This is a genomic window from Pseudomonas zanjanensis, assembly GCF_014268745.2.
GTDB classification, from domain to species: domain Bacteria; phylum Pseudomonadota; class Gammaproteobacteria; order Pseudomonadales; family Pseudomonadaceae; genus Aquipseudomonas; species Aquipseudomonas zanjanensis.
Window position 1 is genome coordinate 456,339 of the sequence record NZ_JABWRB020000001.1, and the last position, 11,939, is coordinate 468,277.

Sequence of the window (11,939 nt, forward strand, 5' to 3'; positions counted from 1 at the left end):
ACCCTGTGGCGAGGGAGCTTGCTCCCGCAGGGTTGCGAAGCAGCCCTGAGCTTTTGCGGCCGCTACGCGACCGAGCGGGAGCAAGCTCCCTCGCCACAAAAGCGTTCCTGACCACAAAAGAGAGGCATGGCCAGAGAGGTCTTCATGGTTTCAGATGTTTCTAGTAGAACATCGACCGCGCTTCTTCGATATCCGCGCAGCGGGCCTTGTTTTCCGGGTCGATGCCCAGTTTCTTGAAGGCCGGGACGCCGAACACGTCGATCCTGGACAGCGGGTGGTCGGTGTCCTTGTAGCAGTACAGCGCAGCGACCTGCACCAGATCGACATAATCGATTTGCTTGGAGTCCCGGCTGAAATCCAGGTACAGCCCTGGCAGCTTCACCAACCGCTCCGGAAATTCCCAGACACTGAGCAACTTGTCCCCCAGCACCGGGTGAATCGTCTCGATGACGTGGTTGAGGCTGACCGGGTCCGACAGCAATTCATTATTGTCTTGTGCATACGTGAGGATCGGTAGCACGCCGATTTGATGCACCAGCCCGCCCAATGCGGCCTGGTCGGGCTTGAGTTGGGTGTAGCCGCGACACAGCGCATAGCTGACGCCGGCGATCTCCAGGCTCTTGCGCCAGACTTCGCGCATCTTCAGTTCCACCACCTCGGAGCGGGCATGGAAAATCTGCTCCATGACCAGGCCGATGGCCAAGTTGCTGCTGTAGTTGACGCCCAATCGAGTGATGGCCGTGTGCAGATCAGTGACTTCCTGGGTGGCGCGCAACAGCGGGCTGTTGACCACTTTTATCAGGCGTGCCGAGAGGGCCGTATCGCGGCCGATCACTTTGCTCAGGTTGCTGACGCTGATTTCCGGGTCTTCGGCGGCCCGGCGAATCTGCATGGCCACTTCCGGTAATGTTGGCAGAACCAGGTCGTCGTTATCGATGGCCTGTACCAAATCCCGTTGGACCTTATCCGCCAAATCGCTCATTTAGGTTCTCTAGAGTACTGCGGCAAATACTGCGATCAGCGCTGGATTTCGCGGTCGCGGTCCAGTTCGTAAGGCAGGTCCAACAATTGAAGGCGCGGGCCTTCCAAGGCACCGAGGTGCACATTGTCATCTTCTGCTGCTTCGGCCTGCAAAACCGCCAGCAGTTCAATGTTTCCCTCTCCGCGGGCGGCAATCACCACTTCGCCGATGGAACTGCCATGCGTGGGGGAGAACAGCGCCGTGCCGGGTTCCGGCAGTTCGCTGGCGTCCAGCTGCAGGCGATACAGACGGCGCTTGAGCTTGCCCAGGTATTGCATGCGGGCAACGATTTCCTGGCCGGTGTAGCAGCCTTTCTTGAAACTGACGCCGCCGACGGCTTGAAGGTTGAGCATCTGTGGGATGAACAATTCGCGGGTGGCCGGCATGACCTGGCCGATCCCGGCGCGAATCTGACCCAGCAGCCACGGGTTCAGGTCGGCCTCGGCCAGTTCGGCGCCCAGGCGGGTGCGCAATGTCTGGGCTTGGTCGGCGGGCGCCCACAATTCGGCGCGGCCGGGGGAAACACGGATGGCGATCAAGGCTTCATGGCGCGCCACGCTGTCGGTGTCGCTCGGCAGTTCCAGGCCCAGGCCGGCCAGGGTCGTGTCGGCGTTTTCCAGGCCGAAGCGAACCCAGGCGGCGCTTTCGTCGGTGAGCTTGGATTTGGAGAACACGGCATATTTTTTCAGATCCGCCAGTTGCGGTTCGAGCAGTTCGGTGGCCATGGCCATCAACACGCCGTCGCCTTCGAGCAGGATGCGGAAACTCGATTGCATCCGGCCTTTCTGGGTGCAGCGGGCACCGAGGCTGGCCCGGCTGACGCTCAGGTAGTCGAGGTTGCAGGTCAATTGGCCTTGCAGGAATTTGCTGGCATCCACGCCGCGGACAGCGAGGACGCCTTCGTGGGACAGGGTGCAGAAAAAAGCGAAATCAGCCATGGGTCATCGCAGGGTAAAAAGTCTGGTAGACATCATAAGGGGACGCCCTTGAAATGGGTAGTTCACAAAGGATCGATGGCGCCCGACCAAAGCTGTCTGTTCCGCTGCGGTGGGGCCTGTATACTTGCGCTCTATTTGAGGAGCGCTCCATGGTCGAAGACGTTGAACTGAATCGCCTCTACTGGCACAGCCGCCGCGGCATGCTTGAGCTGGACGTGTTGCTGGTGCCGTTCGTGAAAGAGGTTTATCCCCATCTCAATGAAGTGGACCGTGCGTGCTACGTCCGCTTGCTCGAATGCGAGGATCAGGACATGTTCGGCTGGTTCATGGAACGCAGCGAATCCGAAGACCCTGAGTTGCAGCGCATGGTCCGGATGATCCTGGACCGTGTCCAGCCCAAGTAATCGCTTCGAATGCCGCTGGCAGGCCTCCGGGCAGTTGCTGGCGGCCTATCTGCTTGCCCAGGCGTTCGCCCTGGGTTCGTTGTTCCTGTTGTCCGTGCCGTCCTGGTGCGCAGCGCTTGGCGTCGTAGTGTGCCTGGCTCATGGCGCCTGGGTGATCCCTCGACATCTATTGCTGACCCAGCGCCGGGCTTTTTGCGGGTTACGTCGTAACGCCGCTGGCTGGCAGCTCTGGACCCGGGCTGACGGCTGGCGGGCTGTGCAATTGCGCCCCGACAGCCTGGCGCTGCCAATGATCATCGTGCTGCGCTTTCGCCTGCAGGGGGAGCGGCGGGTTCGCTCGCTGTGCGTGCCCCGCGACGCGCTGGCGCCGGATGTCCATCGGCGCCTGCGGGTGCAGCTCAGGTTCAGTCGGCGTAGGTGGGTGGCACCAGGATAGTGTCCAGCGCCTCGGGCAGCAGGTTCGGGTAGTCGAGGGTGTAATGCAGCCCCCGGCTTTCCTTGCGCTCCATGGCCGAGCGAATCATCAGTTCGGCCACCTGGGCCAGGTTGCGCAACTCGATCAGGTCGCGGCTGACTTTGTAGTTGCTGTAGAACTCGTCGATCTCATCCAGCAGCAAGCGCACCCGGTGCTGCGCCCGTTGCAGGCGCTTGTTGGTGCGCACGATGCCGACGTAGTCCCACATGAAGCGCCGCAGCTCGTCCCAGTTGTGAGCGATGATCACGTCTTCGTCCGAGTCGGTGACCTGGCTGGCGTCCCACGAGGGCAGGGCGGCCGGAATGGCGATCTGCGGCAATTGCTCGAGGATGTCCGCTGCCGCCGAGCGGGCGTAGACGAAACATTCCAGCAGCGAGTTGCTGGCCATGCGGTTGGCGCCGTGCAGGCCGGTGAAGCTGGTTTCGCCAATGGCGTAGAGGCCCGGCACGTCGGTGCGGCCCCGTTGGTCGACCATCACGCCACCGCAGGTGTAATGTGCCGCTGGCACCACCGGGATCGGTTGCTTGGTGATGTCGATGGAGAATTCCAGGCAGCGCTCGTACACCGTCGGGAAGTGGCTCTTGATGAACGCTTCGGGCTTGTGGCTGATGTCCAGGTAGACGCAATCGATACCCAGGCGCTTCATTTCATGGTCGATGGCCCGGGCGACGATGTCCCGTGGTGCCAGTTCGGCGCGCGGGTCGAAGCGTTGCATGAAGCGTTCGCCGTTGGGGAGTTTCAAATGAGCCCCTTCGCCACGCAGGGCCTCGGTCACCAGGAAGCTCTTGGCCTGTGGGTGGTAGAGGCAGGTGGGGTGGAACTGGTTGAACTCCAGGTTCGCCACCCGGCAACCCGAGCGCCAGGCCATGGCGATGCCGTCGCCGCAGGCGCCGTCGGGGTTGCTGGTATAAAGGTAGACTTTCGCCGCACCCCCGGACGCCAGGATGACGAAGCGCGCGCCGTAGGTGTCGACTTCGCCGGTGCCGCGATTGAGCACGTAGGCGCCGAGGCAGCGATCACCGTCCAGGCCCAGGCGTTTTTCGGTGATCAGGTCGACCGCGACGCGCTGTTCCAGCAATTCGATGTTCGGCCGTTGTCGCGCCTGGGCGAGCAGGGTCTTGAAGATCGCCGCGCCCGTGGCGTCGGCTGCGTGAATGATGCGCCGATGGCTGTGGCCGCCTTCGCGGGTCAGGTGAAACTCGAAACCGCCGTCTTCGGTGCCCGATTGTTCGTCACGGGTAAACGGCACGCCTTGGTCGATCAGCCACTGGATGGCTTCCCGGCTGTGCTCGACCGTGAAGCGCACCGCTTGCGGATCGCAAAGGCCGCCGCCAGCGTTGAGGGTGTCGTCGACGTGGGATTCAATGGTGTCGGTATCGTCCAGCACGGCGGCGACGCCGCCCTGGGCCCAGAAGGTCGAACCGTTGGCCAGGTCGCCCTTGCTCAGGACGGCGATGCGCAAATGCGCAGGCAAGGTCAGGGCCAGGCTCAATCCGGCGGCACCGCTGCCGATTACCAGAACATCATGTTGGAACTGTTGGCTCATTCGAATGGTTTCCGCTCAAGGCGACCCGGGTCGGGGTTGGCGCCAGACACCGCTTCAACGGGTCGGGCAGCCACGCAGCCCACTAGTATATAGAGGGGGGGATCGGCACAATAGCCGGGCATTCATGGCAATGTGAAACCAGTGTGACAGAAAAGCGGCACGCTTCGTCGGACCAGCCGGTTGGCTCTGAGTCGACAAAGGCGTCTGTTTCGAAGACAGAACGCTGTTTATCACGTCATGGTCGTCCATTATTCTATTTGCGACGCTGGAAATAGCGGGAACTTTTGCCAGGCGCCTACGTTCAATAGACGGTTGTCTGCAAAAGGGAGCAGCGTCGGGTTGATGCAGGATTTCGATTGGAATCCCTGCCAATAGGCCCGGCGACAGATTATTCGCGCAGCCGGGGAATCTCCTGCTGCGTTTTTCGTGCGTGCCGAGATCAGAGCGCGTCGGAAACTTGCTTGGAAGGGGGAGAACTTTTGCGAAAAGCCCGAGTCTATGTTTGCAAGCCCGGTCAATTAGTAATGCAAGCCTCCTTCGAGCTTATCGAGGAGTGTTCATGCTAACCCAGGAAGAGGATCAGCAGCTGGTCGAGCGCGTCCAACGCGGCGACAAGCGAGCTTTCGATCTGCTAGTGCTGAAATACCAGCACAAAATTCTCGGGTTGATCGTGCGTTTCGTGCACGACACCCATGAAGCGCAGGATGTCGCTCAGGAAGCCTTCATCAAGGCCTACCGCGCACTTGGTAATTTTCGCGGGGACAGCGCGTTTTACACGTGGCTTTACCGCATCGCCATCAACACGGCGAAAAACTATCTGGTTTCACGCGGCCGCCGGCCGCCGGATAGCGATGTAAGTTCTGAAGATGCCGAGTTCTACGATGGCGATCATGGCCTCAAGGATCTCGAATCACCGGAACGTGCGTTGCTACGGGATGAGATCGAAGGCACCGTCCATCGAACCATCCAGCAACTGCCTGAAGATTTGCGTACGGCTTTAACTTTACGTGAGTTCGACGGTCTGAGTTACGAAGACATTGCGAGCGTCATGCAATGTCCTGTGGGCACCGTGCGCTCCCGGATTTTCCGCGCTCGGGAGGCCATTGATAAAGCCCTGCAACCGTTGTTGCAGGAAAACTAGAGACAGCGGCGACAGCCAAGAGAGGAACGCCATGAGTCGTGAAGCCCTGCAGGAATCGCTGTCCGCAGTTATGGACAACGAAGCGGACGAACTTGAATTACGTCGGGTATTGAATGCCTTCGACGATGTTGAAACACGTGAGACCTGGGCTCGTTACCAGATCGCCCGGGCTGTGATGCACAAGGACTTGTTGCTTCCTCGCCTGGACATCGCTGCCGCCGTTTCTGCTGCATTGGCTGACGAAGCCGTACCGGCAAAAGCATCTCGCGGACCATGGCGCAGCCTGGGTCGCCTGGCGGTAGCCGCGTCGGTCACCGTCGCTGTACTGGCGGGTGTACGCCTGTATAACCAGGATGAGATTGCTGGCGTGCAGATGGCGCAGCAGTCCAACCAGCCTGGCTTGGCCGCTCCACAGGTCAAGGGCCCAGCGGTATTGGCCGGTTACAGCGAAGGTTCGGAAACCGCAGGCCCAATGGCCAACGGTGTTCTGCAAGGCCAGCCTGGCTGGCATGATCAGCGCCTGCCCAACTACCTGCGTCAGCATGCCCAGCAAGCTGCCCTGAAAGGTACCGAAAGCGCGCTGCCTTACGCCCGTGCCGCCAGCCTGGAAAACCGTTAATAAGGAAAGCCATTGCGCGCCATACCTCTATTCACGCTTCTGCTTGGTGGCTGGTGTGCAATTCCAGCCCATGCCGATGAGGCTCAGGACTGGTTGAACCGCCTGAGTCAAGCCGAGCAACAGCAGAGCTTCCAGGGCACTTTCGTTTACGAGCGCAACGGTAGTTTTTCTACCCATAACATCTGGCATCGCGTCCAGGATGGCAAGGTCCGCGAGCGGTTACTCCAGCTCGACGGCTCGGCACAGGAAGTCGTGCGCATTGATGGGCATACTCAATGCGTAAGCGGCTCCTTGATCCCGGGGCTGGGCAATACGCCGGACAGCACTTCACGTGCGCTCGATCCGCAAAAACTCAAGAATTGGTATGACCTTGCAGTCATTGGCAAATCACGTGTGGCCGGACGTCAAACGGTCATCGTTGCGCTGACGCCCAAGGACCAGCATCGCTATGGCTTCGAGCTGCACCTGGACAGAGAAACCGGCCTGCCGCTCAAATCCTTGTTACTCAATGACAAGGGCCAGTTGCTCGAGCGCTTCCAGTTCACCCGCATGAATCTCGCCGCGCCCGCAGACACTGATTTGCAGGCCAGCGCCGATTGCAAGGCCGTCACGCAGGATCCTGGCAAGGCCGTCGCGGCGAAAACCGCCTGGCGCTCGGACTGGCTGCCGCCCGGCTTCGAGCTGACCAGCAGTACCGCGCGCAAGGACCCGGATTCCCAGGTCCAAGTCAGCAGCCTGATGTATGACGACGGGCTGGCGCGCTTCTCGGTGTTCCTGGAGCCGTTGAACGGTGCCAACGCCACCGATACCCGTACTCAGCTCGGTCCGACGGCGGCCGTGTCTCGCAGGCTGACGACGCCCCAGGGCGAAATGATGGTCACGGTGGTCGGTGAAATTCCTATCGGTACGGCGGAACGGATCGCGCTGTCCATGCGCTCTGACGTCACGGCGACCCAATAACCTGCTGGCTGCACGGGTGATTCGATTGCGCGAGAGGCCGATGACGCCAGGGCTTGATCGAAATGCCGAAACTTCCTGTCAGCATTTTCATTTGCAAAAACTCAGCTTTTTTTCTATAGGTCAGAGCCGCTCGGCTCTGGCCTTGTCTGTTCCCGGAACAAAAATACCGGCGTATCTTTCCCTGGTATTCCTTGCTCCATATCGCTTAACCATGCTCGTCGTAACGGGAGCCGTATGTCGATACCACGCTTGAAAACCTATCTCTCCATTTTTGCCACCGTGCTTGTGCTCGGCCAGGCCGTTCCTGCCGTGGCGGTGGAATTGCCCGATTTCACGCAACTGGTCGAGCAGGCTTCACCCGCCGTGGTGAACATCAGCACCACCCAGAAGCTGCCGGATCGCCGTGTATCGGACCCGCAGATGCCGGACCTGGAAGGCTTGCCGCCCATGCTGCGGGAGTTCTTCGAGCGCGGCATGCCGCAACAGCCGCGCTCGCCCGGTGGTGGCCGCCAGCGCGAAGCGCAATCCCTGGGCTCGGGGTTCATCATTTCGCCTGATGGCTACATCCTGACCAACAACCATGTGATCGCCGACGCCGACGAAATCCTGGTGCGCCTGGCCGACCGTAGCGAGCTCAAGGCCAAGCTGATCGGCACCGACCCACGTTCCGACGTGGCGCTGTTGAAAATCGAAGGCAAGGACCTGCCGGTGCTCAAGCTGGGCAAATCCCAGGACCTGAAAGCCGGCCAATGGGTGGTGGCCATCGGTTCGCCGTTCGGCTTCGACCATACCGTGACCCAGGGCATCGTCAGCGCCATCGGTCGCAGCCTGCCGAACGAAAACTACGTGCCGTTCATCCAGACCGACGTGCCGATCAACCCGGGTAACTCCGGTGGCCCGCTGTTCAACCTCGACGGTGAAGTGGTCGGCATCAACTCCCAGATCTATACCCGTTCGGGCGGCTTCATGGGCGTGTCCTTCGCCATTCCGATCGACGTGGCCATGGACGTGTCCAACCAGCTGAAAAGCGAAGGCAAGGTCAGCCGTGGCTGGTTGGGCGTGGTGATCCAGGAAGTGAACAAGGATCTGGCCGAGTCGTTCGGGCTGGATAAACCTGCCGGTGCGCTGGTGGCGCAGATCCAGGAAGGTGGCCCGGCTGCCAAGGGCGGCCTGCAAGTGGGTGACGTGATCCTGAGCATGAACGGCCAGCCGATCGTCATGTCCGCCGACTTGCCGCACCTGGTGGGCGCTCTCAAGGCCGGCGCCAAGGCTAATCTGGAAGTGATCCGCGAAGGCAAGCGCAAGAACGTCGAACTGACCGTCGGCGCCATTCCTGAAGAAGGCAAGGAACTGGATTCGCTGCCAAAATCCGGCGTCGAGCGCAGCAGCAACCGCCTGGGCGTGGCCGTGGTCGAGCTGACCGAAGAGCAGAAACGCACCCTGGAACTGCAGGGTGGTGTAGTGATCAAGGAAGTGCAGGACGGTCCTGCCGCGCTGATCGGTCTCCAGCCGGGCGACATCATCACGCACCTGAACAACCAGGCCATCGGTTCGGCCAAGGAGTTCACCGACATCGCCAAGGCATTGCCGAAGAATCGTTCGGTGTCGATGCGGGTCCTGCGCCAGGGGCGCGCGAGCTTCATCACGTTCAAGCTGGCCGAATGACCGGTTAGCCGCTGAAAAAAAACCGCCTCCAAAGAAGTAATGCAGTTACTCAAGAGAGACGATGGACCTGTGGCGAGGGAGCTTGCTCCCGCTTGAGCGCGAAGCGCTCACAAAAAGGGCCGCTTCGCAGCCCAGCGGGAGCAAGCTCCCTCGCCACGGTTTTTTTCGATCGACTTAAGTGAGCCGCATTAGCTCGAGAGAGGCGGTTTTTTTATGCCTGGCGAATGCTCAGCCCATCATGTCCTTGACCATGCGCTCCTGCTCCATGAGTTCCCGCTGGCGCGCATCGATGCGTGACGAAAGGGGGAAGTTGGTGCCGGCGCGCCGTTTGGCGAAGTCCAGTTGCTGGATGGCCTGACGGTAATCGCCCACCAGGGCGAAGTACTCGGCACGGGCCTGATGCAGGCCAATGATGTTGCCGGACAGCCCACGGGTCTCGGCCACCATGTACCAGACGTCCGGATCGTCCGGGCGCGACTTGAGCAAGGTTTCCAGGGCCTTCTCGGCGTCGGCGGGACGGTTCTGCTTGAGCAGCAGGTCGACGCGGACCTGGTTGAGCGGATAATTGCCCGGGTACTGGCTCAGCATTCGGTCGACGCGGGACTGAGCGTCGGCCAGTTTGTTGCTGGTGATGTCCAGGTCCACCAGGGCGAGGTTGTAGATGATCTCGTTGGGTGATTTGGCCAGCAACGGCTTGAGGTTCTCCCGAGCTTCGTTCAACTGGCCGCCCTTGATCTGCGCGATCGCCAGGCCATAGCGTGCCACGTCGTTCTTCGGGTTCTCGTCCAGCTGTGCCCGGAAGCGCTTGGCGGCCAGGCCCGGGGTTTCTTCATAGGTCAGTTGGACCCGTGCACGAATCAATTGATAGCGCACGCTGTCCTCGATGCCGCCCGGCCTGGCCTGTTCGGCGCGGTTACGGGTGTCGGCGATCCGCGATTCGGTCACCGGGTGAGTCAGCAGGAATTCCGGGGGCCTGGCGTCGAACCGATACTGGCGCATCAGGCGCTCGAACATGGTGGGCATGGACCGCGGGTCGTAGCCGGCCTTTTCCAGGTTCTGGATGCCGATGCGGTCGGCTTCCTGTTCGTTCTGGCGCGAGAAGCGCCGTTGTTCCTGGATGGCGGCGGCCTGGGTCCCGGCGATGGCGGCGATCCCGGCGTCACCGCCACCGGCGGCGGCAATCACGATGCCGGCCAGCAGTGCGGCCATCATCGGCACCTGCATGCGTTGCTGGGCTTCGACGCCACGGGCGAAGTGGCGCTGTGACAAGTGGGCCAGTTCGTGGGCCATGACCGAGGCGTATTCGCCTTCGGTCTGGGCGTTGAGGAACAGGCCGCCGTTGACCCCGACGATCCCGCCCGGTGCGGCGAAGGCGTTTAGCTGCGGGCTGTTGATCAGGATGAACTCCAGGCGCCGGTCATTGACCTGGCTGGTCTCCACCAGCTTGTAGACGCTGGTTTCGACGTAGTCCTTGAGCTGTGGATCGTTGAGCTGTGAAACCTGGCTGCGCAGCAGGGCCAGCCAGGCGCGGCCCAACTGGTGTTCCTGTTCTGGTGAGACGATGGCAGAACTGGCATCGCCAAGTGACGGCAAGTCGTCGGCGAAGCCCGGTGAGGCAAGCAGGCAAGCGAGCGTCAGCAGGGTGGGGCGCAGAAATGTCATGCACGAGGCCTTAGTTGACAAAGACCCTACTGTAGCCGGACACCGGGCCCGGGACCAGATATTCTAGGCCGCTCAACGACCTGCCGCGGAGCGAACCCATGACTGATGCTGTAGCCCACGATGCCGAACTGGACGCCAGCGGCCTGAACTGTCCGTTGCCGTTGCTCAAGGCCAAGCTGGAACTCAATCGCCTGGCCAGCGGCAGTGTGCTCAAGGTGATCGCCACGGATGCGGGCTCGCAACGTGACTTTCGCACCTTCGCCCGATTGGCCGGTCATACGCTGCTGCATGAAGAAGACGAAAACGGCGTCTACCGTTATTGGCTGAAAAAAGCCTGAAAACACCGACAGCGTCCTTAAGGATTTTTAATGTTCAAAGTGTTACGCGACTGGATTCAGCGCTACTTCTCCGATGAAGAGGCGGTGGTCCTGGCAGTGCTGTTGTTCCTGGCCTTTACCGCCGTGCTCACGTTGGGCGGCATGCTGGCGCCGGTGCTGGCGGGGATGGTGCTGGCGTACCTGATGCAAGGGCTGGTCACGACGCTGGAGCGTCTGCGGCTGCCCGGCACCGCGGCAGTGGGGCTGGTGTTCGCCCTGTTCATGGGTGTGCTGGTGGTGTTTCTCGTGGTGATCGTGCCGTTGCTCTGGCACCAGTTGGTGACCTTGTTCAATGAGTTGCCAGGCATGCTCGCCAAATGGCAATCCTTGCTGTTGCTGCTGCCCGAGCGTTATCCGCACCTGGTCTCCGATGAGCAAGTGCTGCAGACCATCGAAGTGGTGCGCGGCGAAATTGGCAAGTTCGGCCAATGGGCGCTGACGTTTTCGCTGTCCAGCCTGCCGCTGCTGGTCAACATCATGATCTACCTGGTGCTGGTGCCGATCCTGGTGTTTTTCTTCCTCAAGGACCGGGAAATGATCGGGCGTTGGGTCCGTGGCTACCTGCCGCGCGAGCGGGCGCTGATTACCCGCGTGGCTCAGGAGATGAACCGGCAGATCGCCAATTACATTCGCGGAAAAGTCATCGAGATTTTTATCTGCGGTGGCGTGACTTACATCGGCTTCGTGACCATGGGGCTCAATTACGCTGCGCTGTTGGCGCTGCTGGTGGGCATTTCGGTGGTGGTGCCTTACGTCGGCACGGTGGTGGTGACCGTGCCGGTGGCCTTGATTGCGCTGTTCCAATGGGGCTGGAGCGATCAGTTCATCTACCTGATGGCGGTCTACGGGATCATCCAGACCTTGGACGGCAACGTGCTGGTCCCGCTGCTGTTCTCCGAGGCGGTGAACCTGCACCCGGTGGCAATCATCTGCGCGGTGCTGCTGTTTGGCGGGCTGTGGGGGTTCTGGGGGGTGTTCTTTGCGATTCCCCTGGCGACGCTGTTCAAGGCGGTGCTGGATGCGTGGCCGAGCAAGGAGCCGGTGGTGGCGCCGTTGTTGTAGCTTGATTATTCAGGTGATGCTGATGGCCCCTTCGCGAGCAAGCCCGCTCCCACATTGGATCTGCGGTGA

Annotated in this window: 12 protein-coding genes; 8 read left to right on the forward strand and 4 right to left on the reverse strand. The window is 61.0% G+C overall.

The genetic code is table 11. The features are described 5' to 3' along the window. Positions 1-160: 160 nt before the first annotated feature. Both HU715_RS02175 and ygfZ read right to left on the reverse strand, forming a co-directional pair. On the reverse strand, positions 161-982 hold the full coding sequence (locus HU715_RS02175) for an HDOD domain-containing protein (RefSeq protein WP_186704543.1): 822 nt from the start codon (positions 980-982) through the stop codon (positions 161-163). Positions 983-1,017: 35 nt separating this feature from the next. After that, positions 1,018-1,959, reverse strand: a complete 942-nt coding sequence (gene ygfZ, locus HU715_RS02180) for a CAF17-like 4Fe-4S cluster assembly/insertion protein YgfZ (protein WP_186704544.1) — start codon at positions 1,957-1,959, stop codon at positions 1,018-1,020. 149 nt (positions 1,960-2,108) lie between these two features. Here ygfZ and HU715_RS02185 point away from each other — a divergent pair, with 149 nt between their 5' ends. Next, positions 2,109-2,363 carry an FAD assembly factor SdhE gene (locus tag HU715_RS02185; RefSeq protein WP_003184348.1) on the forward strand — a complete coding sequence of 85 codons (255 nt, stop codon included), beginning with the start codon at positions 2,109-2,111 and terminating at the stop codon, positions 2,361-2,363. Then, positions 2,347-2,799, forward strand: a complete 453-nt coding sequence (locus HU715_RS02190; RefSeq protein ID WP_186704545.1) for a protein YgfX — start codon at positions 2,347-2,349, stop codon at positions 2,797-2,799. Before HU715_RS02185 ends, HU715_RS02190 begins: the two co-directional genes overlap by 17 nt. Here HU715_RS02190 and nadB read toward each other — a convergent pair. Continuing rightward, positions 2,768-4,384, reverse strand: a complete 1,617-nt coding sequence (gene nadB / locus HU715_RS02195; protein WP_186704546.1) for an L-aspartate oxidase — start codon at positions 4,382-4,384, stop codon at positions 2,768-2,770. The two genes, HU715_RS02190 and nadB, sit on opposite strands and share 32 nt — an antisense overlap. A 559-nt stretch (positions 4,385-4,943) precedes the next feature. On the opposite strand from nadB, the gene rpoE reads away from it, so the two are divergent. The 4 genes from rpoE (at position 4,944) to HU715_RS02215 (ending at position 8,769) form a co-directional block, all read left to right on the forward strand. Further along, positions 4,944-5,525, forward strand: coding sequence for an RNA polymerase sigma factor RpoE/AlgU (gene rpoE, locus HU715_RS02200; protein WP_003172477.1), 582 nt, complete (start codon positions 4,944-4,946; stop codon positions 5,523-5,525). A 31-nt stretch (positions 5,526-5,556) separates the two neighbouring features. Next, positions 5,557-6,144 (forward strand): sigma-E factor negative regulatory protein, encoded by a 588-nt coding sequence (locus tag HU715_RS02205; RefSeq protein ID WP_053120046.1) that lies wholly within the window; start codon positions 5,557-5,559, stop codon positions 6,142-6,144. 12 nt (positions 6,145-6,156) lie between these two features. Continuing rightward, complete coding sequence (locus tag HU715_RS02210; protein ID WP_186704547.1) at positions 6,157-7,104, forward strand: MucB/RseB C-terminal domain-containing protein; 948 nt, start codon at positions 6,157-6,159, stop codon at positions 7,102-7,104. Positions 7,105-7,338: 234 nt separating this feature from the next. Beyond that, on the forward strand, positions 7,339-8,769 hold the full coding sequence (locus tag HU715_RS02215) for a DegQ family serine endoprotease (RefSeq protein WP_186704548.1): 1,431 nt from the start codon (positions 7,339-7,341) through the stop codon (positions 8,767-8,769). Between the two features lie 228 nt (positions 8,770-8,997). Here HU715_RS02215 and HU715_RS02220 read toward each other — a convergent pair whose 3' ends face one another. After that, the gene (locus HU715_RS02220; protein ID WP_186704549.1) at positions 8,998-10,431 is read right to left on the reverse strand and encodes a M48 family metalloprotease; all 1,434 of its coding nucleotides are present in this window, start codon (positions 10,429-10,431) and stop codon (positions 8,998-9,000) included. A gap of 98 nt (positions 10,432-10,529) precedes the next feature. Here HU715_RS02220 and HU715_RS02225 point away from each other — a divergent pair, with 98 nt between their 5' ends. Beyond that, positions 10,530-10,769, forward strand: coding sequence for a sulfurtransferase TusA family protein (locus tag HU715_RS02225; RefSeq protein ID WP_109755885.1), 240 nt, complete (start codon positions 10,530-10,532; stop codon positions 10,767-10,769). Positions 10,770-10,799: 30 nt separating this feature from the next. Continuing rightward, positions 10,800-11,870 carry an AI-2E family transporter gene (locus HU715_RS02230; protein WP_186704550.1) on the forward strand — a complete coding sequence of 357 codons (1,071 nt, stop codon included), beginning with the start codon at positions 10,800-10,802 and terminating at the stop codon, positions 11,868-11,870. The last annotated feature ends 69 nt before the right edge of the window (positions 11,871-11,939 follow it).

What these genes read in the sequence shown, in the direction of transcription:
- HU715_RS02175 (WP_186704543.1), bottom strand. Translation starts at nt 982, where the DNA reads ATGAGCGATTTGGCGGATAAGGTCCAACGGGATTTGGTACAGGCCATC.
- ygfZ (WP_186704544.1), bottom strand. Translation starts at nt 1,959, where the DNA reads ATGGCTGATTTCGCTTTTTTCTGCACCCTGTCCCACGAAGGCGTCCTC.
- HU715_RS02185 (WP_003184348.1), top strand. Translation starts at nt 2,109, where the DNA reads ATGGTCGAAGACGTTGAACTGAATCGCCTCTACTGGCACAGCCGCCGC.
- nadB (WP_186704546.1), bottom strand. Translation starts at nt 4,384, where the DNA reads ATGAGCCAACAGTTCCAACATGATGTTCTGGTAATCGGCAGCGGTGCC.
- rpoE (WP_003172477.1), top strand. Translation starts at nt 4,944, where the DNA reads ATGCTAACCCAGGAAGAGGATCAGCAGCTGGTCGAGCGCGTCCAACGC.
- HU715_RS02205 (WP_053120046.1), top strand. Translation starts at nt 5,557, where the DNA reads ATGAGTCGTGAAGCCCTGCAGGAATCGCTGTCCGCAGTTATGGACAAC.
- HU715_RS02215 (WP_186704548.1), top strand. Translation starts at nt 7,339, where the DNA reads ATGTCGATACCACGCTTGAAAACCTATCTCTCCATTTTTGCCACCGTG.
- HU715_RS02220 (WP_186704549.1), bottom strand. Translation starts at nt 10,431, where the DNA reads ATGACATTTCTGCGCCCCACCCTGCTGACGCTCGCTTGCCTGCTTGCC.
- HU715_RS02225 (WP_109755885.1), top strand. Translation starts at nt 10,530, where the DNA reads ATGACTGATGCTGTAGCCCACGATGCCGAACTGGACGCCAGCGGCCTG.
- HU715_RS02230 (WP_186704550.1), top strand. Translation starts at nt 10,800, where the DNA reads ATGTTCAAAGTGTTACGCGACTGGATTCAGCGCTACTTCTCCGATGAA.